This is a genomic window from Agrobacterium sp. P15N1-A (genome assembly GCF_044626815.1).
GTDB classification, from domain to species: Bacteria; Pseudomonadota; Alphaproteobacteria; order Rhizobiales; family Rhizobiaceae; genus Agrobacterium; species Agrobacterium leguminum.
This window is the reverse complement of record NZ_JBIUPF010000003.1, coordinates 576,084-599,699: the sequence shown is the minus strand read 5'-3', so window position 1 is coordinate 599,699 and position 23,616 is coordinate 576,084. Positions and strand designations below refer to the sequence as shown.

Genomic DNA, 23,616 nt, shown 5'->3' with positions numbered 1-23,616 from the left:
GAATGGAACAGCGGCCTTGCGCAAACCGGAAAATGTTCTCGATAACATTTTAACGCGATTGACTAAAAACTCCTCCCAAGAAGGCGCGAAAGCACAAAACCAGATGAATCTCCTATGAAATTCAATGATTTCGGCTGGTTATCGATTTTCCTCTGTTCGACACCGCTTCACGTTCTTGGCAGGATCAATAATGCATGTTATCGGTATCATTGCAAGTCCGATCTACAGAACTGTTTGGGTCGGCATTCATTCGGGAGGAAACATGTATACACGCTCGGCAATTTTCGAAGGCAGGATTCACCCCGGCCGGGAGGAGGAGTTTTTCCGCATCGTCGAGGAGAAACTGCTGCCGGTCTGGAAACGCATGCCGAATGCGCAGGCCGTGCGGGTGATGCGCACCGAGCGTACCGACCCGGACGCCGCCTCGATCATCATGGTGCAGGAAATCGACTATCCGTCGATGGAGGCGGTGGAGGAAGCGCTGGTTTCCCCCGTCCGGCTGGAAGGCCGGGTGCTGACGGATGAGATGATGAGCATGTGCGACGGACGTTTTTATCATCTGGTCTATAGCCGCGTCGCATAAATCCGGTGCACGCCGCATCGATCTGCAATCATACGGCGTGCTTTCCCTTATTGTCTTCGTGTATGTCTTGTCCTGAACCGGTTCGAATTTAGGGAGACATGCTTTGGTGGAGCGCACGCCCTTGGCCGCAGCGTTAGTCACGTCAAAAAAAGCAACCATGAGCGATGTCTCGAAACTCGCGGGGGTCTCCAAGATGACCGTTTCGCGAGTGCTGGCCGATCCCGCCCTGGTGTCGGAAGAGACACGCCAGAAAGTGATGAAAGCCATCGAGAAGCTAGGCTATGTGCCGGACCGCATCGCCGGTTCGCTGTCCTCCCGCCGCACCAATTTCATCACCGCCATCCTGCCGACGCTCACCAACTCCAACTTCGCCGATAGCGCCCAGGGGCTTGCCAATGCGCTGCGCGCCGCCGATTACCAATTGCTGATCGGTTACACCATGTACGATCTGCAGGAGGAAGAACGCGTCATCCGCACCATGATGGAGCGCCGCCCCGATGCCATCGTCGTCGCCGGCACGGTGCATACCAAGATGGCGAGCGAAGTTTTGATGCGCGCCGGTATTCCCATCGTGGAAATATGGGATGTTCCCGAACACCCGATCGACCATGCGGTTGGTTTCTCCAATTACGAAGTGGGAAGAACCGCCGCCAAGCATCTGATATCGCTTGGATTCAAGCGAATCGGCGCGCTCGGTTCGAGGGCCGATGGCGATGTGAAGGACTGGCGCGGCGAAAGCCGCCTGCTCGGTTTCGGCGCGGCCCTGCGGGAGGCCGGCATTGCCGACGATCTCATTATCCGCGAAGGCAGCGCTCCGGTCTCCTATGACCACGGGGCAAAGACCCTCGGCTCGCTGCTGGCCAAGGCCCCAGATGTCGAGGCCATCTTCGCCGTATCGGATATTTCCGCCGTCGGCGCACTGATGGAATGTCATCGACGGGGAATCAGTGTCCCTGATCGCATTTCCATCCTCGGCTTCGGCGACTTCGATATCGGCCGGCAATGTTACCCTGCAATTTCAACGATCCGCGTCGATGCCCAGATGATCGGCCGCAGAGCGGGCGAGTTGCTGCTTTCGATACTGGAGGCGGAAAAGGATGCCATTGTTCCCGAGGGCGCAAGGGTGGATGTCGGGTTCGAGCTGATCGTGCGGGAGACGACGAAACGGCTGGGTGGATAAGGCTTTAGCAATAGTGGAACGAGCGGATGTCGCTTGTTTCTTCTCCCCGAGGGGGAGAAGTCCGCGGCAGCGGGATGAGGGGGCAAGCTCTCATTCTGTCGCTGGCGTTACCCCCTCATCCGACCCTTCGGGCCACCTTCTCCCCGGCGGGGAGAAGAAACGGGCCGCACCGCCGGGCATATCTAAAAATCCCACCCCAGCGAAATTTTCGACCCGTAACGCCCTTATTTACCGCGCACCCCAGGTATCCGTCAGACGATACCCTTCCGGCCACGGATCGGACGGATCGAGCATGTGCTGGTGAATACCGGTGATCCAGCCTCGGCCGGAAATTTCCGGCAGGATGGCCGGGCGGTCGCCGACCGTTGTGGTTCCAAGAATACGGCCCGTGAAGGTGGAGCCGATCAGCGACACCGCCGTCAGTGTTTCGCCTTCCTTCATCTCGCCGCGCGCATGCAGCACCGCCATGCGGGCTGAAAGCGCCGTGCCGGTCGGCGAACGGTCCACCTTGCCCGGCTGGATGGCAACGGCCGCCCCTGCCCTGAGGCCTTCGGCCGTGCGCTCCACCTTGCCCGCAAACAGGCAGAAGGAAAAATGCCGCCAGTCCGGGTTTTCGGGATGGTCGAAACCCAAAGCCTTGTTGGCGGCGTTGGTGATGCGCACGCCGAGGCGGGCAATCTCATGCGCCTCTTCCGGCTTCAGGCTAAAGCCCATCGCCTCGGCATCGACGATGACGAAGCTGTCGCCGCCATAGGCCGTGTCCACTTTCAGCGTACCGAGGCCTTCAACTTCGAGTTCGACATCGAGCTTTGCGGCAAAGCTCGGCAGGTTCTGCACGAAAATGCGCTCGGCCTTGCCGTTGCGGCATTCGGCGCGCACCTTCACCAGCCCGCCCGGCGCTTCGAGCAGCATGTGGGTTTCCGGCTCCTGCATCGGCACGATGCCGCCATCCAGAAGCACGGTGGAAACGCAGATGGAGTTGGAGCCGGACATGGGCGGCGTGTCTTCCGGTTCCATGATGATGAAGGCGGCATCCGCATCCGGATGTTTCGGCGGCACCAGCAGGTTGACGTGCCGGAATACGCCGCCGCGCGGCTCGTTGAGCACGAAATTGCGCAACGTCTCATCGCGGGCGATGAAGCGGCTCTGTTCCCAGATCGTTTCGCCCGGCGGCGGCCTGACACCGCCGACGATCACATCCCCCACCTCGCCTTCCGCATGGGCGGAAATGACATGAACGGTCTTGATACTGCGCATTCAAAACTCCTTAGGAAAGCCATGAAGGAAGAAGGGATGGGGCACGGCCGGTCAGCGCGCTTTCAACGCAATCGGCAAGGCTGCCGAAGCGCACCGCGCGGCCGCTGAGGCCGGGTCCGTAATGGGCGTATTTGCCAGAATTGGTCATCAGGGCACGGGTCTTCGTCGGGAAAACCGGCTCGGAAATGGAGCACCAGCAGAGATCAGGCAGCACCTGCACGCCGCTGTCGCGCAGGCTTTGCAAAGTGCCGTCCTGCCCGGCCGCATCGATGACCTGCTGGCCGGCTGTGACGATGACGGCGACATCCGCGTGACGCCGGCGGCCGGCAAATTCAGCCGCAAGCGCGTGGCACTCCTCCAGCGAGGCATGCGGACTGCCGATGGCGACAAGTTGCACCTCCTCCGGTCCCTCATTGAGAAGCGACCAGCCGGCGGCCATATCGGAGGGTGAGACGGTGACGATATCGGCCGTTTCGAGAGGCGGAAGACCGGCTTCCGGCGTTACGCCCTCTATATGAAGCATGGGCGCAGCGGAGGTGGTGCCGAAAGCGGCGCAAAGCGCCTTTAGATCATCCCGTGACGGCTTCGCAGGGCCAAGGCCGCGCAGCAGCGGAATGCAATCCGGCGCGGCCTTGCCCGCCAGATAGCCGATGAGCGGCCAGAAGGCATCATCCACGCCCTGCGGCAACGCCACATTGACGATGCGCTGAGGACGGCGATTTTCCTCCAGATAGACGCCGGCAAGCGGCGCCCTGCCCGTCAGCGCGATGCAGAGATCGAGAAAATCCGGATGTTTCGCCGTGCGCGCGCCAAGAACAGTATTGGCGAAGATGACCGCGTTCGATTCGGCCCAGGCGATCATGTCGCCGGCCTGCGGCGCGCTGTCGAGCAGGTAAGGCGAACAGGTGAAGGTGGGCCGACAGCCCATGCGCACATAGGCATCCGCCAGCCTTGCGGCCGGGTCGCCGAAATCCTCCGGCATGCCCTGCGAACGCCAATGCGCCTTGTCCACCGAAATGGCGTTCATGGTCGTCGGCACCCGTACCTGCGCCCCCATCTCCGCCATTTTTTCCGCGAAGGTGAGATTGGCGGGGCTGGCATAGATGCAACCGTCAATATGGCCCTGCCTGACATCGACAAGCGCCGATGCCCCCTGCTGGGCGGCCATGGCGACGGTGATGCGCATGGCCTGCTGCACGGCGACGCCATCGCGTCCTTCGAGCATGGCCCGGTCGTCATCCCCAAGATCGAGATGCGCCGTCGCCGGCGGCGTGATGAGAAGGGAAACGCCATCGGCTTCGATGGCCGTCTCATCGATACGGACATGAACGGCCTTGGAAAACCGGGCGAAATTTTCCGCGTCGAGGCGCAGCACCGGCAAAGGCTTGCCGAACATTTCGGCGGCGATCAGCGCGCCCAGCGTCAGCACGTCCTCGGCCTCGCAGAAGACCAGCGCCGAAGGCGCACGGCCCGTAAGGATAAGATCGAGCAGGACACCTGAACCGGTGCAGGAACCGCGGCTGGTGGGCATGAACAGCACGCCGCCGGTGAGACAGGTGCCATGCAGCGGGTGGTGCACGTCGATGACCCGGCCGGTGGCGGGATCGACCCCGCCCCAGAAACTCAGCGCTTCGGTGGTGGAGATCGCCGGCCCTTCAGCCGAACCGGCCAAAATGCTGCGGGCTTCAGGAACGGCTGCCGTCGAGAGGGAAGAAGACATCGGAAATCCCCGTCAGAAACGTTGCGGCGAAAATGCCCTTGTATCGATGGCGGGTTTTTGCCCCGTCAGAAGATCGGCGACGATGCGGGCCGTGCCCGCCGATTGCGTCAACCCAAGATGCCCATGGCCGAAAGCATAGACCACCCGCGCCGTGTGCCGTGCTTGCCCGATGGCCGGCAGGCTGTCCGGCAGCGAGGGGCGAAAGCCCATCCATTGCTTGCCGCCTTCGGTTTTCAGGCCCGGCAGGAAGGCTTTCGCCTTGGTCAGCAGCGCCTCGGAACGGGCGAAATTGGCCGGAAGCTCCAGCCCGCCCAGTTCTACCGCGCCACCGACGCGGATGCCGGAGGAAAGCCGCGTGACGACGAAACCATGGCCGCCGAAAGTCACCTGCGTGCGCAGATCGAAGGCGCCAGACGGCAGGGTGGTATTATACCCCCGTTCCGTTTCCAGCGGAATTTTTTCCCCGAGCGAACGGGCGATGCGATGCGAAAAGGCGCCGGCCGCCAGCACCACCCTGGCGGCCTTGCGCGTGCGGCCGTCATGGCTCACCACCTCGACGCCGTCTTCCAGCGGCCTGAGCGAAGCGATATCGAGGCATTCGATACGGCCGCCAATGGTGCGGAAATGGTCGGCCAGCGCCAGCGTGTAGAGCTTGGGGTCGGCGATGGAATACCAGCCGGGCGTGAACGTGCCACAGGTGAAACGCGGCGCGATGCCGGGCTGTATCTCGGCCATCTGTTCGGCATTGAGATGCCGGAACTCGATGCCGTGCCGCTCGCGCGCCTTCCAGCCGGGAAGCGAGGCTTCGAATTCCGCCTCGCTTTCATAGACCTGGAGGTTGCCCTCCTTGCGCAGCATGGCGATGGTGTCGGTCTTTTTCAGGAAAGGTTCCAGCTCGGCCTTGGCGAGATCCATCAGCGCGGTCTGTGCCGCGGTGGAATGTTCCACCTTCGACGCCGCACAGGCCCGCCAGAAGCGGAACATCCACGGCGCGATCTTCAGCGCATAGGCCGGCGGCACACTGAGCGGACCGAGCGGATCGAGCAGCCACTTCGGCGCCTTCCAGAGAATACCCGGCGATGCGAGCGGCAGAATATCGGTGAAGGCGAAGGCGCCGGCATTGCCGGCGGACGCGCCCGCCGCCGGTCCCTCGCGGTCGATGACCGTGACCGAGAGGCCACGGCCCTGCGCCGCGATTGCCGCCGAGAGGCCGACAACGCCGGCCCCTATGACGATGACATCATTTGCAGGCATTACCGCACGCTCGCCAGGAACTTCTGGGTTTCAGCATGCTGCGGCGCGCCGAACAGCTGGTCCGGCGTGCCGATTTCCGCCATCACGCCCTGATGGAAGAAGGCGACGCGGTTCGAGACATCGCGGGCGAAGGCCATTTCATGGGTGACGCAGATCATCGTCATACCCTCATCCGCCAGCATCTTCAGCGTATCGAGCACTTCGCCCACCAGCATCGGGTCGAGCGCTGACGTGACTTCGTCGAACAGCATATATTCCGGCGACATGGCAAGCGCGCGGGCAATCGCCATACGCTGCTGCTGGCCGCCAGACATGCGGTTCGGATAGACCTTCAGCTTTTCGGCAAGGCCCACATGGGTCAATTGCTTCACCGCGATTTCCTCGGCCTGCTCCTTGGAGATGCCAAGAACCTTGCGCGGCGCCAGCATGACGTTTTCGAGCACCGTCAGATGCGGGAAAGCGTTCCATTGCTGGAAGACGATGCCGACCTTGCGGCGCAACTTGTTAAGGTCGGTGGACTTCGCATGCACTTCCGTGCCGTCGATAACGATCTTGCCGCTGTCGATCGGCTCCAGGCCGTTGATGCAGGTCAGCAGCGTCGACTTGCCGGAACCGGAACCGCCGATGATGGTGACCACCTCGCCCTTGTTGACGGTGAGGTTGATCCCTTTCAGAACCTCCAGCGGGCCGAAGGATTTGCGGACGTTTTCGATCTCAATCATTGGGGGACCACCGTCTTTCGAGATACCCGCCGAAACGGGCGATGGGGAAGCTGATAAGGAAGTAGATGGCGCCGCAGATCATCAGGATGGTCAGCGGTTCCTGCAGGCGGGTGACGAGGATCTGCGAGGCGCGCAAAAGCTCGATGAGGCCGAGCCACAGCACCAGCGCCGAATCCTTCATGACACCGAGCGTGAGCCCGATCCATGAGGGCAGCGACACGCGGGTAGCGAGCGGCAGCACGATGTAGCGCATATCCTGCGACCACGTCATGCCAAGTGAGCGGCAGGCACGGCGCGTATTGGACGGCACGGCATCGATGCCGCCGCGCACGATCTCGGTGCAATAGGCTGCCGTATAAAGCGACAGCACCACGCAGGAGGTGGTGAAGGGCGGCCAGCCGAGCTTGGCTATCGACTGGAAGGCGTTGCCGAGGACGAGCTGGATGAGCAGCGGCACGGAACGGAAAATATCCAGCACGAAGGTCAGCGGCAGCGACCAATAGGGGCCGAACTGGAAACGGATGATACCGAAGATGATCCCCATGACAGTGCCCGCCGTGACGGCGACGGCGGTGACGGCAAGCGTCATGCCGGCACCCTTGGCCAGGAAGGCGAGATCACTCCAGGTGAGAGCGGTTTCAAACATGGCTCACCTCTCTCAATAACGGAACAGACGCGCGGCCAGCAATCTGGCGGCGAGCGTGACGATCGTGGCGATCACGTAATAGATGACCGCGGCGAGCGCGAAAAATTCGAAGGTACGGAACGAGCGCGCATTGAGCGCCTGCGTGACGCCGGCGAGATCCGTATTCATGCCAACCGTGACACCGAGCGAGGTCATGAGGATTGCCCAGACCATCTGGTTGGTGGCAGGCAGGAACGCAACGCGCAGCATCTGCGGCAGGATGATCAGCCGGAAGGTCTGCATCGAGGTCATGCCGAGCGAACGGCCCGACCGCGTCTGCGTATCGGGAATGGCCTTCAGCGCGCCACGGAAATTTTCCGCGAGATAACCGGCATTGTTGAAGGCGATACCGACCAGAAGCGCCGTATAGGGGCTGAGGTGAATGCCGAAATTGCCAAGGCCGAAATGGGCCATGTAAATCTGGAACAGCGCCGGCGTGTTGCGGGCGATTTCCACCCAGACGGCGGCGAAAGCGCCGAGAATGCGGTTGCCGGAGAGCCGGAACAGCGTCAGCACGATGGCGCAGGCAAGACCGATCACCATCGACAGAATGGCGATCTGCAGCGTCACCACCGCACCGTCCAGAAGCTGCGGCAGAGCCTTCAGCGCCTGATTCCAGTGGAATGTATAATTGAACATGGGCGTCCCGCCTTTTCAGAAACGATCAACGGCGCGATCTCTGTGACCGCGCCGTTTACGAAAAGTCCTGATTAGCGATAAACGCCGTTGACGGTGAGCGAGGGAACTTCGCCGCCAACCCATTTTTCGTAGAGTTCGGCGTAACGGCCGGTGCGAACCTGCTGGTTGATGAAGAGGTTCAGGTAGTTGATGAAGCCGTATTCGTCGCGGTTGGTGAAGAGCGCGACATAATCGATGTCATAGGGCGCCTTGCCGACCACGGAGATGCCGGCGAACTTGCCGCCCTTGACGTTGGACTGGGCAACCGTCGAGGTGGAAACGGTGGCGTCGATCTGGCCCTGGCTGAGCGCGAGGAACACGTCTGCCTGCGTCTGGTAAGGACGGAACTCGCCGGTTCCCCATTCCTTGACCGACTTTTCGAGCGCAATGGCTTCGAATGTGCCGGCGGTGGCGCCGACCGTCTTGCCCTTCATGTCCTCGAAGGACTTGATGCCCGACTTGTCATTGGCGGTAACGGCCATTTCGAAAGCGAAGTAGGGCACGGTCATGCCGACCGTCTTGGCGCGCTCCAGCGTATCGGAGGTCGAGGCAACGCCGACATCGACACGGCCGGACATCAGCGCCGGAATGCGCTCGGGGAACGGCGTTTCGACGATTTCAGCGGTAACGCCGAGCGCCTTGGCGAGATCGTTGCAATAATCGACATCGAAGCCGATCGGGTTGTTGGCGTCATCACGCGCGCCCATGGGCGGGAAGTCGAGCACGACGGCGCAACGCAGCGTACCGGACGAGATGATGTCGTCCAGCTTGTCGGCCTTGGCCGGGGTGATAGCGGAAGTGGCGGCCAAGAGGCCGGCGAAAATGACCGATTTTTTCATTCTTGATTTGCTCCCAGAATTGGTCTGCCGTTGAAGGCGCGGTCACTATTTCCCCATGGAAGCGATAAATCAACATAAAAATACAATGAGTATACAAAAAGAATTTTGTGCGCATGCGAACTGATGAGGTGTCGCGGATGATTAGGCCAGCCGGCGCGCGGCGAGCGGACAAGGTGGGCGAAACATCCAGCATCCCTCATTCCTGTGCTTGTCACAGGAATCTAGCCAGCCCAAGTCTTTGGGCTGAAAGAGGCTTTCCGACGCGCAGACGCGCGTCGACCGGTTTCCTGTGACAAGCACAGGAATGGGGGCTTAAGGTATCTTCGTGTTTGACAGAGTGGCCTTCTGCTCTGACTGAGCTTCATCGAAAAGACACGTTGCAATACTCACACCTTTGTATACTTTATGTATTCAAAATGTGCGAGCCCTATCGGAGGACTATGATGAGCGACACGACCACCTTGACCATTGAGGCACTTTTCCAGCGGGTCGAGTCGATTTTTTTGAGGGCCGGGCTGAATGACGTACAGTCGGGCGCATTGGCGCGCGTCATTACTGCCGGGGAGCGGGACGCCTGCAAGTCCCACGGCATCTACCGTATCGAAGGCGCGCTCCGCACCGTCAGGGCCGGCAAGGTGAAGCCCGATGCGATACCTGAAGTGGCTGAAGACGACGGCACGGCCATCGTCAAGGTCAATGCCCATGGCGGCTTCGCCAACCCCGCCTTCGAACTTGGTCTGCCGGTTCTGGTGGAGCGGGCGAGACGCTCGGGCATCGCAGCGCTCGTCGTCAATGACTGCACGCATTTCTCGGCGCTCTGGCCGGAAGTCGAAGGGCTGACCGAAAACGGTCTCGCCGGGCTGGTCATGTGCCCGAGCTATTCCACCGTCGCGCCCACCGGCGGAACCAAGCCTCTGCTTGGCACCAACCCCTTCGCCTTCGGCTGGCCGCGCAAGGGCACCTCCCCTTATGTCTTCGATTTCGCGACGTCGGTTGCGGCCCGCGGTGAAATCGAACTGCACCGGCGGGCCGGAAAGCCCCTGCCTGAAGGCTGGGCTCTGGATGCCGACGGCAAGCCGACGACCGACCCGGAGGCGGCCCTTGCCGGTTCCATGCTGCCCTTTGGCGGCCACAAGGGATCGGCCATCGGCACCATGATCGAGCTTCTCGCCGGCATCATGATCGGCGATCTCACCAGCCCCGAAGCGCTCGAATTTCTCGGCACCACCACGCTTGCCCCCACCCATGGCGAATTGATCGTCGCTTTTTCACCTGAGGCCTTTGCCAAGGGCCGCCCCGGCGATCCCTTCCAGCGCGCGGAAGTGCTGTTCGACGCCATTATCGGCCAGGGCGCCCGCCTGCCCTCGGGCCGCCGCTTCACTGCCCGCGCCAAATCCGAAAGCGAAGGCATCACGCTTACCGCCGCCGAAATGGCCGGGCTAGACCGGCTGCTGGAAAAGGGGCTGGACGCGGTTTCCTGACCGTGTCGGAGAACAATATACATAAGGCCCGCCGCCCGGTGCAGAGTTGACGGCGTAATCCGCAAACCTCTCCTCCGTCATCCTCGGGCCTGTCCCGAGGATCTGCAACGTATTGATTTTATTCACCTTGATTAGATCCTCGGCACAAGGCCGAGGATGACGCCGAGAGAATATCCACTCTTCATCGCCAACTTCGTGGGGATTGTAGCCGGCAGAAAATTTAAACCGGAACAGCCGTGGGACAAGTCCGGGGATGACGTCGAAGCCAAGAAACGTTCAAACCTCGTAAATGCAAAAAAGGCCCGCAGTTGCGGGCCTTTTGTTTTCACGTCAGCAATATCTCAGGCAGCCTTGCAGGCCTGCACGGCGCCCGGAAGCTTGCTCCAGTCGGCATACCAGCTGTTGAACAGCTTGAACTGCGCCTCGACATAACCGCGCTGGCTGTCGGTCAGGGCGTCGGTTTCGTTGAAGTGCAGCGTGTATTCCTTGTCGCCCTTCAGCACCATCATGTGCTTGAAATAGAGAACCAGATCCGGGCCTTCATCGAAGGAAGAGAGAACGGCGAGCGCCTGTTCCAGCTCCAGCGCGCGGGCGCGGGCGTCCGCGTCACCCTTGGCGGCGGCCTGCGACAGCTTGCAGAGGTGAATGACTTCCTTCGGCAGGACATTACCGATGCCGGTGATGGCGCCGGTGGCGCCGCAATTGACGAAGCCGTGGAAGACGGCGGTATCGACGCCGATCATCAGGGTCACGTCGTCATCGCGGCTGGTGATGTTCTCGGCCGCATAACGCATATCCGCCGGGCCGCCGAATTCCTTGAAGCCGACGAGGTTCTTGTGCTCGGCGCGCAGCGCGAAGAAGAGATCGGCGCGGGTGGCGAAGCCGTAATAGGGGCTGTTGTAGATGACGGCCGGGATTTCCGGTGCAGCCGAGAGGATGGCCTTGAAATGCGCCTTCTGGGCGGCGATGACCGAACCGCGCGACAGGACGCGGGGAATGACCATCAGGCCCTTGGCGCCGACCTTCTGGGCGTGGGCGGCATGGGCAACGGCGGATGCCGTGTTGACCGCGCCGGTGCCGACGATGACCGGAATACCGGCTTTCACCAGGCGCTCCACGCCTTCCATGCGCTGCTCGTCCGTCAGGAGCGGCCAGTCGCCCATGGAACCGCAATAAACAACGGCCGACATGCCATCGGCGATCAGTTCCTTGCCCTTGCGAACAAGCGCATCGAAATCGGGGGTGCGATCATCCTTGCAGGGGGTCATCAAGGCGGGAATCACGCCGGAAAAAATGCTGGCCGTCATTAATAGCTCCTAAGGGACAGTTTTTCGGGAATGGACGCACGTCCGCGCCACCCTTTCGACAGGGACATTACTATCTTGTATTTTATTTGTCGACAAGAAATCGACAAGCTACAGATTTATTTCCAGACGCTCGTTTCGCACCAGCAGTTTCTGCACCTGCCGCACGATCTGTTCGGCATGCTCGCGGGCCAGCCTTTCGGAAAGAGCGATATCGCGCGTGGCGATCGCCGCGATGATCTCATCATGATCGTCGACGAAACGCTTCGGCAGACGATCGTCATAGGACTGGTAATAAAGCCGGAGAATGCGCCGTCCCTCATCCAGCAGCCGCTTGAACAGGCTGGTGAAATAGGGGTTTCGACCGGCTTCGGCGATGGAAAGGTGAAGCGCGGCATTGGTGGAGATCATTGCCAGCGCATCCTGCTCCTCCACCGCAATGGCGAATTCCGCATTGTGGGCGCGGATGCCGGCCAGATCTTCCGGACGGTGATATTGCGCGGCAAGCTGCGTCGTTACCCGATACATCAACACCAGCGCATCGAAATAGGTGTGCATGTTGAGGAAATCGATATTCGACACCATGGTCGAACGGTTCGGCAACGTATCGATCAGCCCCTCGCCCGAAAGCCGCACCAGCGCCTCGCGGATCGGCGTGCGCGACATCTTGAACCTTTCGGCAAGCTGCACCTCATCGATGGGGCTGCCCGGCGGTAGAACCAGATCGAGAATCTCGTCGCGCAGCAAGTCATAGACCATCTTCACGCCGGAGCCGCGCTTGCGCTCGGCAGAAGCAATTATATCCGTCATCACCAAATCCCTCTTGTCGACATAAAGAGTACTATTATATTTTTTCGCAATCAACGCCGCGCAGCGTCGTCGCCTCTTCGAATGGCGGAATAATTGTTCAAAAACAACAAAAAGCCGTCGCGAAAATTACCCGCGACGGCTTTTGATCGTTCAGTTTGTGGCGTGGACGCTGTTTATGGGGCATCGCCGACTAAAGAAGGCGATTTAACCAGGGATTGAGGAGCACGCCGCGCCTCAAACCAGCATCAATTGCGCAGGCCGGTGGCGACGACGGAAATCTTGAAAGCGCCGTCCAGCGTCGGGTCGAAGGAAGCGCCCATCACCACATCGGTTTCCTCGCTGACCGCCTCGCGCACCAGCGTCATTGCCTCATCGATCTCGTAGAGCGTCAGATCGTTACCGCCGGAAATGGAAACAAGAGCGCCGCGCGCTTCCTTCAGCGACGGTTCTCCGAGCAGCGGGTTGGCGATGGCTGCGGCCGCCGCTTCCGAGGCGCGTTTTTCGCCCTTGGCCTGCGCCGTGCCCATCAGCGCCCGGCCGCCATTCTTCATGACATAGCGCACATCGGCGAAATCGAGATTGACCAGGCCTTCGCGCAGGATGAGATCGGTGATGCAGCGCACGCCAAGCGACAGAACCTTGTCCGCCGTTTTCAGCGCATTTTCGAAGGTCGTGCCGGCATCGGCAATGCGCAGGAGGTTCTGGTTGGGGATGACGATGACGGTATCGGCCGTGTTGAGCAGGTTGGCGAAGCCGTATTCGGCAGCCCGCATGCGGCGCGCGCCCTCGAAGCTGAAGGGAAGCGTCACGACACCGACGGTGAGGATGTTCTTCGCCCGGCAGGCTTCGGCAATGACGGGGGCAGCGCCCGTGCCGGTGCCGCCGCCCATGCCGGCGGTGATGAAACACATGTCGTAGCCGCTCAGGTGATCCATGATCTCATCGAGGGAATCGATCGCCGCCTGCCGGCCAACCTCGGGATCAGCGCCCGCCCCAAGCCCGCCGGTCAGTTCGGAGCTGAGCTGCACGAGCCGCGGCGCGTTGGTCTTCTTCAGCGCCTGCGCATCCGTATTGGCGGCGATGAAATCGACGCCGCCGATGCCCTCGGCAATCATGTTGTTGATCGCGTTGCCGCCACCGCCACCGACGCCGACGACGGCGATATTGGGCGTGTTGCGGGCAATGGTGGCGCGCGGAGACTGGGTCATCGTCTTATTCTCTTTCTAAACTCATAGGGTCCCGCGCCGTTTTTTTGACCGCGGCACGCGAATGATCGGCAAGGTTCCAGCGCTTCCTCCCAGATGGGAAAGAGGCTGTAACGCTTTGAATTTTCATGCCGGCCTTTCACCCCATAATGGCGAAAGAACGGTGTTCCAGGGGGCGAAAGATGCTCCACGGCGACGTTCTCCGACCCCTTCCCCGGATGAAAACCGAACCGAATCAACTGCTTCGCTCTTGAAAGGTGATAGCCGAAAAGGCACGCCGTTTACACTCCATTCACTATGTTTATCTCACTTTGGAACGAGTTACGCCGAGAAGTGTTTGCTTGCCGACCGCGCTGGAGCGGCGGGAGATAGAACGGAACCGGCCCTCCCCACTCCAGGTTTAGTGGATGCATCGGAGACCCGAAAACTGCGCTGCACTTTTCGGTCCGATGCTCTGGAGCACACAGAATGGAGACAGGCATATGTTGGCAGACGCCTTGCAGAACGAACCGGGTTTCCGCACGGAACAGCCGCGTGTGCTGATCGTGGAAGACGAATTCCTCATCGCCATGGATATAGAGGATTCCATTTTGCAGGCGGAAGAAGAGGCGGATGTCATCGGCATCGCCAACCGGCTGGAAGACGCCGTGGCGCTTGGCAGCCGTGCCGATATCGCCTTTGTCGACGTCAATCTTGCCGACGGACAGACCGGCCCGGAGATCGGACGGCGGCTTTCCGAAGATCATGGCGTGGTGGTGATCTTCATGACGGCAAACCCCGAAGTCGTCGTCAACCTCGGCATCGGCGCCGGCGTGATCGCCAAGCCCGTGCCGCAGGACGCCGTTGAGCAGTGCCTTGCCTACGCCCTTGCCAGACGCGCAGGCACCCATGCCGTGACGCCCATCGGCATGATGGCTTTCGACTGAGATATTCCTGAAGAAAAAGGAAGATGCTGAAAACAAAAAAGCCTGCCGCGGGAGGAGGTGCGGCAGGCTTTTTGAAAAGATGAACAGCGATATGGGAGGAGGAAAACCGCTGTCCCCGGGGCAATCCTTTGGGAGGAGGAGTAGGATCACCCGCATTACCAAAAGGATGTGGGAGGAGGTACATCCCTTTCGATGATTGGAAGATAGCATTTTTCTGCGTATTTGACAGGCACAAGCTTGCAGCACAGATATGCATTCACTGCATGGCGATATTCGTCGCCTGACGTCGGGAAAACCCCACCTTTCGGCTCGGACTTCGACATCGCCGGATTATCTGGTGGATATTCGCGGTAAAAGCATTCCATATCCCCAAAACAAAAACGCCCGCGGAGCGGGCGTTTGGGCATTCAGAAGCGGCGATATCGCCTTGATTACCTGCCAACGGCGGCGCGGGCGACGCTGGTGATCTGGCTGCGATCGATACCGAGATCGTGCAGTTCACGGGTGCTCATACGGCCGAGTTCGTTGATGGTCTGACGGTATTTGCGCCAGTTATTGAAGCTGCGTGCTACGTTCATGACATTACCCTTTCTGAGGTTTAGGTGACGTCAGTAACGTTTTCGTTCCGGCGTCCTTTGATGCCCCCTATATGCGCTTTTCGATGACGAATTAACAGGCAGAATAAGGCAATCCACCCATGCACCAGACGCAAGGGTTCCCCATGACGGTTTGCGACGAAAAAGAAACGTGACTAAAATTCAGACGGTTCGCCGGGCCTGGAACCGTCCCCCTCCGCTCAGAACTTGTAGCGGACGCCGAATATATTGGCGTTTGTGGCGCCTTTCATATTGCCCAGTGTTTTGCCACCGCCGGAACGGTGGTGAAGACGCCAGAAGAATTCCGTCGAGGAATCCTCGCGGAAGGACACGTTGATTTCCGGTCCCAGATAAAACAGGACATTGGCATTGCCGTCGTCCTTGATTTCCTGTTCGCGCTCGCGGCCCGGCTGCGCATCCGTGACGAGGCTGAGGCCGGCGGTAAAGCTTGGCGTGATGAACAGCCGTTCTCCGAGCCTGATCTGCTCGTAACGCGCGACCGGACCCGCCCAGACTTCACCGGTAAAGCCCTTGCCAAATCTGGCGGCGACGCCAATTTCGCCGCCGAGTTTCACGTTGCCGATGTGGTAGGGATAGAACTGATAGCCGCCGCCAAGAATGGCATTGCGCTCATATTCCACCGGAATGAGGGCCGCACTTTTCAGCATGTCTTCTTTCGTCAGGGCGCCGCCGAAACCGAATATCGCTTCGCTCGTCTCCGACGTCATATCTTCTGACGCAAGAGAGGGCGTTACCGCCAGAGCAATCATGGCTGCCAGTGACAGACGTGCTGCAATATTCATTTTGCTACTCCTGAACAAAGCCCGCTTACCCAGCCGTCCTCATAGGCATATTCACGGAAGGCGAACATACCGTTACCGAACACAATTAATTCAACTTGCGCGGAAATAGGCGGAATCAGCGCAGGAACCGCCTGAAACGGCGAAGCGCGAAAACGAAGAGCGCGGAGCCGATGGCCAGCAGCGCCAGCAATTGCGGCCAGACTACATCCAGCCCCGCCCCCCTGAAAAGCACCGATTGCGCCAGTATGACGAAATGGGTGTTGGGTGCGAGAAGCATGATGTACTGGATGATATCAGGCATGCTTTCACGCGGTGTCATGGCGCCGGAGAGCACCTGCAACGGCAGCAGGAACAGGATCAGCAGCATGCCGAATTGCGGCATGGAACCAGCCACCGTCGCAAGGAAGATGCCCATCGACGTCATGGCGAAGAGCTGCAACGCCGTTCCGAGCAGGAAGAGCAAAAGCGAGCCTTCGATTGGAATGGCGAGCAGGCCCCTGACGACGACAAACAGCGAAAAAGCAGACGCCACCAGCACGACAAGGCCCATGGACCAGACCTTGCTGAGCATGATTTCCAGCGGCGTGACCGGCATGACCAGCAGATGCTCGACCGTGCCATGCTCGCGCTCGCGAATGAGCGCCGCCCCCGTCAGCACGATCGACAGCATGGTGATGGCGGTGATGATGTTGTTGATCGACCCGAACCACGACTTGTCCAGCTCCGGGTTGAAACGGGAGCGTAGCGTCAGATCCACCGGCACCGAAGTCGCACCGCGATAGCGGTTGATATATTCCTGAACTTCGCTCGTTACGATGCTCTGCACATAACCGCCGCCACTGAAAGCCTGGCTCATGCGGGTGGCGTCGATATTGAGCTGGATGGCCGGCTGCTGCCCGGCCATCAGCCGGCGCTGGAAATCCGGCGGGATGTTGAGCGCGAAGGTATCGAGGCCCGCATCCATGCGCTTGTCCATTTCAGCGATGGAAATCTGCTTCGGCGGGGAGAAATAGGGCGGATAAAAAGCCGTGCTGATGCGCCCGGAAAGCGGCGACTGATCCTCGTCGACGATGGCGATGGCGGCATTGTTCAGCGTCTCCGGCAGCGCGCTGGAGCCGGTATAGATCTGCAGCGTGAAGGCGTAGACGATGAGCAACAGCAACATGCCGTCACGCGCAAGGCCGCGCAGTTCCTTGATGCCGAGCTGGAAGATGTTGGACGAAAACAGCTTCATGACGCCTGTTTCCTCAAAAGTGCGGCGCCGGCAATGAGAAGCAGCGGAATGGCGATGAGAAGCGGCAGGAACGAGCCGGAGAGCCCGGCGAAATCCAGCCCCTTGGAGAAGGTGCCGCGCGAAATGGTCATGAAATAGGTGGCGGGATAAATGTTGCCGATAAAGGCGCCCGCCCCCTGTAGCGACGAAACGGGATCGATCATACCCGAATATTGCGTTGCCGGAATGAGCGTCAGCAAAGCCGTGCCGAAGATCGCCGCGATCTGGCTCTTCATGAAGGACGACATGAGAAGGCCGATGGAGGTGGCGATGATGACATAGAGCAACGCTCCCGTCGCATAGGCGAGATAACTTCCGGTGAAGGGCACCTGGAAGATGAAGATGGCGAAGGCCGTCAGAAGCAGGAAATTGAGCATGCCGAGGGCGACATAAGGAAGCTGCTTGCCGATCAGGAACTCCAGCCGCGTGGTCGGCGTCACATAAAGATTGACGATGGAGCCGAGTTCCTTTTCCCTGACGACGCTGAGCGCCGCCAGCATGGCGGGAATGAGCATGAGCAGCAGCGGAATGACCGCCGGCACCATGGCGACGAGGCTCTTGACGTCCGGATTGTATCGATAACGCGTTTCGATGCTGAATGTGCTTTGCGTCGCCGCGCTGCCGTAAATCTCGGCCGCCTTGCGCGCCAGCCATGTCTGGTGCATGCCCTGCACGTATCCGCGAACTGTCTCGGCCCGCTGCGGCATGGCGCCGTCGATCCAGGCGCCCACCTCCACCGTCTTGCCGCGCAACACGTCGCGGCCGAAACCGGGGGGAATTTCAATCGCAAGGCTCAGTTCCCCGTCACGCATCCGCCGGTCCATATCGGCATAATCGCGGATCGGTTCCTTCTCGATGAAATAACGGGAGCCGGCAATGTCGAGCACGTAATCGCGGCTGATGGTGGAATCGTCGCGGTCCAGCACCGCGAAAGTCAGGTCCTCGACATCGAGATTGATACCGTATCCGATAACGAACATCAGGATGACGCTGCCGAGCACCGCCAGCGTGCCGCGAATGGGATCGCGCTGAAGTTCCAGCGCCTCGCGGCGGGTATAGCTGAACATGCGCCTGAAATCGAAAAACCTCTTTCGGGCGGAGGCGGCATGTTGCGTCGCCGGCACCTGCGCTGTCGCGACGGGCGCTGCCGCAGGCTCCGCCTTTTTCACGCCCGAAGCATCCTCCAGATAAGCGACGAAAGCCTCTTCGAGCGTTGCGGCATTGCGGCTTTTGGTAATCGCATCGGGCGTATCGCTGATCAGCACCTTGCCGGCATGCATCAGCGAAATCCGGTCGCAGCGCTCCGCCTCGTTCATGAAATGGGTGGAGATGAAGATGGTGACATTGTCGTTGCGCGAGAGATCGGCAAGGATTTGCCAGAACCCGTCGCGCGCCACCGGGTCGACACCGGAGGTCGGTTCATCGAGGATGAGAATATCAGGCGAATGGATCATCGCCACCGCCAGCGACAGTCTTTGCCGGATGCCGAGCGGCAGGTCGTCCGGCAGGGTTTCCATGACCGCACCGAGATCGAAACGCTCGGCCATTTCGGCGATACGCGGTTGAATGCTCTCTTCCGGCAGCTTGAACAGGCGGGCGTGAAGATCGAGGTTCTGGCGCACCGTCAGCTCGGAATAGAGCGAGAAGGCCTGGCTCATATAGCCGACGCGGTGGCGGATCGCCATGTCGCTGGCATCCACCTTGTGCCCGAAAAGCTTTGCCTCGCCTTCGCTGGCCGCCAGAAGCCCCGTCAGCATCTTCATTGTGGTGGATTTTCCGCAACCGTTCGAGCCGAGAAAGCCGAAAATCTCGCCGCGCGGAATCTTGAAGCTGACATTGTCGACGGCGGTAAAATCGCCGAAGCGCATGCTGAGATGCGACGCCTCGATGGCATAGTCGCTCTCACCGGTCACCTTTCGCGGCGCGATATGGACTTCGTGGTAACCCTTGCGCTTTTCTTCGGGAAGAAGCGCGATGAAGGCGGCATCGAGATTGGGTGCGGAGGTGCGCTTAAGAAGTTCGGCAGGCGAGCCGGTGGCTAAAATCTTGCCGCCATCCATGGCGACCAGCCAATCGAAACCGGCGGCCTCTTCCATATAGGCCGTGGCGACGATGACGCTCATGCCCGGACGCCCGGCCCGGATGGAATCGATCAGCTCCCAGAATTGCCGGCGCGACATTGGGTCGACGCCGGTGGTCGGTTCATCGAGAATGAGCAGGTCGGGATCGTGGATAAGCGCGCAGCAGAGCCCGAGTTTCTGCTTCATGCCGCCGGAAAGCTTCATCGCGGGGCGGTCGGCGAATGGCTCGAGGCCGGTGCTCTTCAGCAATTCGGCGATGCGCGCCTGCCGCTCCCTGCCGCCCTGCCCGAACAGCCTGCCGAAAAAGTCGATATTTTCGAAGACGGACAGGGTGGGATAAAGGTTCTTGCCAAGACCCTGCGGCATATAGGCGATACGCGGGCAGGTATCTTCGCGGTGGCGCGGATCGGACATGTCCCCGCCCAGAACCTCCACCCTGCCTTTCTGGATGGCGCGCGCGCCGGAGACGAGCGATAACAGGCTCGATTTGCCGACACCGTCAGGCCCGATAAGCCCGATCATCCGCCCGGCGGGGATATCGACCGATATGTCGGCCAGCGCTATGGTGGTTCCAAAAGTCAACCGCACATCGGCCAATCGCGCGATCGGTGCATGCCTGTCATTCGTTGCGGGAGGCGCGACCATGGTGGCCACCGTCACTTGACGAGATTGCGTTCGAGGTTTTCCGGCCAGGCGGCCTGCGGATCAAGCCGGACATAGGCCATGCCGGGCAGCCCGGTTTTGACATACTGGATATATTTCTGCAGCAGCTCCTGCGGGATTTGCGCCCTCACCCGGAATGTCAGCTTCTGGCGTTCCTCTTCGGTTTCAACCGTTTTCGGCGTGAACTGCGCGACATCGGCGACGAAGGAAACCTTCGCCGGAATGGTATATTGCGGGGCGGCATCCAGTATCAGGCGAACGTCCGATCCCATGGATGTGCGACCGGCCTCGGCCGTCGGCAGGAAGAACGTCATATAGACATCGCCGAGATCGACCAGGTTCAGAACCCGTCCACCAGCCGACAGCACCTCACCCGGCTGGGCGATACGATATTGCACGCGGCCGTCGCGGGGCGATTTCAGCGTCGCATCGGCGATGTCAGTCTCGATGCTTTCTATATCGGCCTGCGCGGCATCCACCGCCGCCTCGGCATCGACGATCTGCGCCTTGGCGGCGTTGATTGCGGCATCGGAGGCGGCAAGCGAAGCCTCAGCGGAGGCGAGCGTGGCGCGGGCGGACTGCTCGGCGGCCTCACTGTCATCGACGATCTGCTGCGAGACGGCGTTGCCGGTCAGCAGCTGTTTCGAGCGCGCATAGGTCTTGGAGGCGGAATCGAGCTGGGCCTTGCGCTGTTCCACCACCGCCAGCGCCGAGGTCTTTTCGGCCTCCCGTTGGGCGACAAGGCTGTTGGCCGTATCGATTGCTATTTTCGCGCGGCGAAACTGTGCTTCCGCCTGACGCTTCCTCGCTTCCAGCTGGGCGGTGTCCATCTGCGCCAGCACCTGCCCGGCCTTCACGAAATCACCCTCACGCACCATGATGTCCTGAAGACGACCAGCAGTCTTGGTGGAAATATCGATTTCGACGGCCTCGATCCGGCCGTTGCTGGCCACGAAACCGGCGGGAAGTCCCTCACCCTTCAGCTTCGACCAGGAGAAATAGGCGACACCGCCAATAACCAGAATCACCAGACCAACGAGCAAGCCTTTTTTAGACATCCGTCTTCCCCATGAACCCTTCGAATTTCAACCCTAATACGATGAAACCGAAGAAGCCAGCCACCATTGCGTTTAGTATTCGCACCCGACATTTCTCCTGTTTGAGGAGAACGGGCCGGGTTAAGGGCTGTTTACGTGAGGGTGTGCTTTGCGGCTTTGACACAAGTCAAGTGCGCGGGAGGTTTAGGGCAAAAGCTGGAAGCACCATGGAGACTCACCGCCGGAATTAAGGGGCGGCATGACAATCCCCGTCCGTCATGCTCGGGCAGGATTTGACCGAGACCGACATTTGTTGACTATAGAGATTTGAAGCGAGCCCCCCGCAACCAGTTCAGCATAATTCGCTCGTTATTCAAGTGTAACAATCACTTACGGTTCAGCGGCGGACCACTGAAATCCCGGTCGCCAAAACGGCGGGGCTTGGCTATTGTGTAGCCAATCGGAAGTTTTCATGATCCTCAACTCACCAGGACCGTGCGGTTAGGCCCTTTTCGGCCAACCATGAATTATGCAACCACTTTTCGGTCCGGCGTTTGCCGGAGCGCGTTCGAACACCATCACCTTCCAGTCAGCGCCAACGATAACCCACATCCAAAGGTCGTCGGCAGTATTTTCACCTTCATGCCGGTCAACGACAGGTCTGCGGTGCGACCATTGCGAGTGACATGTAGCGGTTCGTGCGGTTCTATCCAACTGATTTTCAGAACCGTCAGCGCTTGGGCAAAAGATTCCGAACTGAGCATGTTTTACAACTACCTGAGAGTCAGGCGCGCCATTTACATCGTCGGAACTCAGAAGAACACACCCTTGCCGCCTATCGTTTCCTCTTCACGCTGCGCCGTCCACCGATACCCATCCTCGTTGCTGCGCAGTTCAAATGCCCAGCCCGTATCGAGATCAATCAGCACAGTGATTTCCGTGTCCGTGTAGTTCACGGCTGCGATCCACTCCTGCCCTTTATGCTCCGTCACGAAACGCCCGCGGGGGTCGTTCAATAGCAATGGGTCATATGGGGAACCACTGAAGACGCACTCATTCGGTCCGGCAGGTGGCCACTCTCCCTGTTGCTTCACAAACAGGAGGAAGCCAAGATCTTCATCATCTTCCGTCCTGATGACAAAACTTGTCACGATAGTGCCTCTCTCAGACTTTACGGGTGTCCATCGCGCTAAAAATGATAGCATTAGCGGTCCTAGACCCGATGACCGTCCTTCCCTCCCAATTATGCGAGCAGTGGTAGAATAGAAGCGTCCGTGCCACGAACCAGAAGAGTGACGATGACGCATGAAGCTCATTGGTCTTGACGTTATAAAGAAACGGTTGCGGTCGCAATCGCCGGCACAACAGCCATGCGTGCGACTGCATCGGTGATGGATTGTGTGCAAACGTCCAGCCCATTGAAGCCGCGCGGGAGGAAAAGATTCGGCCTGCATGTTTTTCCTGTGGCCAATCCTCATGTCAGCGCACCGGTACGGCTTGGTCTTGCCGGCGCGGTCCGCCGCCATACCTGCGTCTGAAAAGCTTGATAAGCGGTTTCTCGAACAGGAAATGCGCCAAGACCGACACGGCCAGTGCAACGATGATGATGACCGCTCCTGCGAGAATACCGGGCGCCAATATCTTATGAATGATTGAGATCACCAGGCCATGCAGAAGATAGAGGGCGTAGGACGAGTCCCCGATAATCTCGATTGGTTTCAGCAGACGTCTCGGCCATAATCCGGCATTTTCGAGCCACACGCATCCGGCCACAAGGAAAAATGCAGGTACGCCCCACGTCATCAGGCGCAGCATTCCAGTTTGCTCGCTTATCATAGCCGCGGCAACAAAACCCGTCAGTGATATGACAAGCGCGGCGATACCCGCTTGTCCGCCCTGGAACATAAAGCGCGACAGCAGAAGCCCGCCGAGGAACTCCAGCAAGAGCGGCGAGGTCCAGGTCTGCATGAAGGGGGATTGCCAGTTGAAAACCTGTCCTGCCAAAGCCATGGCGGACAGGATGCCGACCGTCACAGTCAGCGGCGCGCGCAAAGCAAGTCCAAGCGCGAAGACAATATAGAAGAACATTTCCATATTAAGTGTCCAGCCCACGACCAAAAGGGGAGCTACCTCGCCGTTATCGCCTGTATAGGGAATAAAAAGCAGCGATTTCCATAAATGCTCGAGGGTAAAGGTAAAGGTGGAAAAAACGCCCGCCATCGCACCGGCGCACATCACCAGGGTCACGGCCCAGTATAAGGGCACAATACGGACCAGCCTGTGATATAAAAACGCTCCCGGTCCCGCCGCCGTTGCGAAAGAACCCATGATGAGGCCGGAGATGACAAAAAAGACATCCACACCTGCCGCCCCAATCGTAAATGGCTCACCGACTATATGAAACAGCAGGACCGAAAACGCCGCGAGCGCCCTCAGAAACTGGATGGAATAAACCTTTTGCATTGCCGCTCCTGAAGTACTCAACCGTTCACGTCCTTCGCCTCAAATGCAGACAGAGG

At 59.8% G+C, this 23,616-nt stretch carries 21 protein-coding genes; 4 read left to right on the top strand and 17 right to left on the bottom strand.

The window, feature by feature from the left end; genetic code table 11:
* Positions 1-262: 262 nt before the first annotated feature.
* Entirely contained in the window at positions 263-583 is a 321-nt protein-coding gene (locus ACIK7D_RS14560; RefSeq protein ID WP_003505663.1) for a hypothetical protein, read from the top strand.
* A gap of 157 nt (positions 584-740) precedes the next feature.
* The gene (locus tag ACIK7D_RS14555) at positions 741-1,763 is read left to right on the top strand and encodes a LacI family DNA-binding transcriptional regulator (RefSeq protein WP_125146216.1); all 1,023 of its coding nucleotides are present in this window, start codon (positions 741-743) and stop codon (positions 1,761-1,763) included.
* Between the two features lie 228 nt (positions 1,764-1,991).
* On the opposite strand, the gene ACIK7D_RS14550 is transcribed toward ACIK7D_RS14555, so the two are convergent.
* The 7 genes from ACIK7D_RS14550 to ACIK7D_RS14520 form a co-directional block, all read right to left on the bottom strand.
* Complete coding sequence (locus ACIK7D_RS14550) at positions 1,992-3,020, bottom strand: proline racemase family protein (RefSeq protein ID WP_127757129.1); 1,029 nt, start codon at positions 3,018-3,020, stop codon at positions 1,992-1,994.
* A 10-nt stretch (positions 3,021-3,030) separates the two neighbouring features.
* Positions 3,031-4,740 (bottom strand): aconitase X, encoded by a 1,710-nt coding sequence (locus tag ACIK7D_RS14545; protein ID WP_400156631.1) that lies wholly within the window; start codon positions 4,738-4,740, stop codon positions 3,031-3,033.
* A gap of 12 nt (positions 4,741-4,752) precedes the next feature.
* Positions 4,753-5,994 (bottom strand): FAD-binding oxidoreductase, encoded by a 1,242-nt coding sequence (locus ACIK7D_RS14540; protein ID WP_262530706.1) that lies wholly within the window; start codon positions 5,992-5,994, stop codon positions 4,753-4,755.
* Complete coding sequence (locus ACIK7D_RS14535; RefSeq protein ID WP_020811659.1) at positions 5,994-6,716, bottom strand: amino acid ABC transporter ATP-binding protein; 723 nt, start codon at positions 6,714-6,716, stop codon at positions 5,994-5,996. The genes ACIK7D_RS14540 and ACIK7D_RS14535 overlap by 1 nt, the downstream gene beginning before the upstream one ends.
* Positions 6,709-7,362, bottom strand: a complete 654-nt coding sequence (locus ACIK7D_RS14530; protein WP_080818941.1) for an amino acid ABC transporter permease — start codon at positions 7,360-7,362, stop codon at positions 6,709-6,711. Before ACIK7D_RS14530 ends, ACIK7D_RS14535 begins: the two co-directional genes overlap by 8 nt.
* A 12-nt stretch (positions 7,363-7,374) precedes the next feature.
* A complete protein-coding gene (locus tag ACIK7D_RS14525; RefSeq protein WP_400156630.1) occupies positions 7,375-8,040 on the bottom strand; it encodes an amino acid ABC transporter permease in 666 nt (221 codons plus the stop codon).
* Positions 8,041-8,111: 71 nt separating this feature from the next.
* Complete coding sequence (locus ACIK7D_RS14520; protein ID WP_080818943.1) at positions 8,112-8,918, bottom strand: transporter substrate-binding domain-containing protein; 807 nt, start codon at positions 8,916-8,918, stop codon at positions 8,112-8,114.
* Positions 8,919-9,361: 443 nt separating this feature from the next.
* Here ACIK7D_RS14520 and ACIK7D_RS14515 point away from each other — a divergent pair, with 443 nt between their 5' ends.
* The gene (locus ACIK7D_RS14515; RefSeq protein ID WP_400156629.1) at positions 9,362-10,399 is read left to right on the top strand and encodes an Ldh family oxidoreductase; all 1,038 of its coding nucleotides are present in this window, start codon (positions 9,362-9,364) and stop codon (positions 10,397-10,399) included.
* 341 nt (positions 10,400-10,740) lie between these two features.
* Here ACIK7D_RS14515 and ACIK7D_RS14510 read toward each other — a convergent pair whose 3' ends face one another.
* From ACIK7D_RS14510 to ftsZ, 3 genes are all read right to left on the bottom strand, one after another.
* Entirely contained in the window at positions 10,741-11,706 is a 966-nt protein-coding gene (locus ACIK7D_RS14510) for a dihydrodipicolinate synthase family protein (RefSeq protein ID WP_003521712.1), read from the bottom strand.
* Between the two features lie 108 nt (positions 11,707-11,814).
* Complete coding sequence (locus ACIK7D_RS14505) at positions 11,815-12,513, bottom strand: GntR family transcriptional regulator (RefSeq protein WP_400156628.1); 699 nt, start codon at positions 12,511-12,513, stop codon at positions 11,815-11,817.
* Positions 12,514-12,758: 245 nt separating this feature from the next.
* On the bottom strand, positions 12,759-13,721 hold the full coding sequence (gene ftsZ, locus ACIK7D_RS14500; protein WP_003521714.1) for a cell division protein FtsZ: 963 nt from the start codon (positions 13,719-13,721) through the stop codon (positions 12,759-12,761).
* 479 nt (positions 13,722-14,200) lie between these two features.
* Between ftsZ and ACIK7D_RS14495 the strand changes: the two genes are divergently transcribed.
* Complete coding sequence (locus tag ACIK7D_RS14495; RefSeq protein WP_400156627.1) at positions 14,201-14,644, top strand: response regulator; 444 nt, start codon at positions 14,201-14,203, stop codon at positions 14,642-14,644.
* Between the two features lie 431 nt (positions 14,645-15,075).
* On the opposite strand, the gene ACIK7D_RS14490 is transcribed toward ACIK7D_RS14495, so the two are convergent.
* The 7 genes from ACIK7D_RS14490 to uppZ form a co-directional block, all read right to left on the bottom strand.
* Complete coding sequence (locus ACIK7D_RS14490) at positions 15,076-15,222, bottom strand: DUF1127 domain-containing protein (RefSeq protein ID WP_003521716.1); 147 nt, start codon at positions 15,220-15,222, stop codon at positions 15,076-15,078.
* A 218-nt stretch (positions 15,223-15,440) separates the two neighbouring features.
* A complete protein-coding gene (locus ACIK7D_RS14485) occupies positions 15,441-16,043 on the bottom strand; it encodes a hypothetical protein (protein WP_400156626.1) in 603 nt (200 codons plus the stop codon).
* A 115-nt stretch (positions 16,044-16,158) separates the two neighbouring features.
* Complete coding sequence (locus tag ACIK7D_RS14480) at positions 16,159-17,277, bottom strand: ABC transporter permease (protein ID WP_059756311.1); 1,119 nt, start codon at positions 17,275-17,277, stop codon at positions 16,159-16,161.
* Positions 17,274-20,042 (bottom strand): ribosome-associated ATPase/putative transporter RbbA, encoded by a 2,769-nt coding sequence (gene rbbA, locus ACIK7D_RS14475; protein WP_400156625.1) that lies wholly within the window; start codon positions 20,040-20,042, stop codon positions 17,274-17,276. The genes ACIK7D_RS14480 and rbbA overlap by 4 nt, the downstream gene beginning before the upstream one ends.
* Before the next feature lie 11 nt (positions 20,043-20,053).
* Entirely contained in the window at positions 20,054-21,118 is a 1,065-nt protein-coding gene (locus ACIK7D_RS14470; protein WP_400156624.1) for an HlyD family secretion protein, read from the bottom strand.
* 791 nt (positions 21,119-21,909) lie between these two features.
* Positions 21,910-22,248, bottom strand: a complete 339-nt coding sequence (locus tag ACIK7D_RS14465; protein WP_400156623.1) for a hypothetical protein — start codon at positions 22,246-22,248, stop codon at positions 21,910-21,912.
* A gap of 328 nt (positions 22,249-22,576) precedes the next feature.
* Positions 22,577-23,560, bottom strand: coding sequence for a polysaccharide biosynthesis acyltransferase UppZ (gene uppZ / locus ACIK7D_RS14460; RefSeq protein ID WP_400156622.1), 984 nt, complete (start codon positions 23,558-23,560; stop codon positions 22,577-22,579).
* Positions 23,561-23,616: the final 56 nt, after the last annotated feature.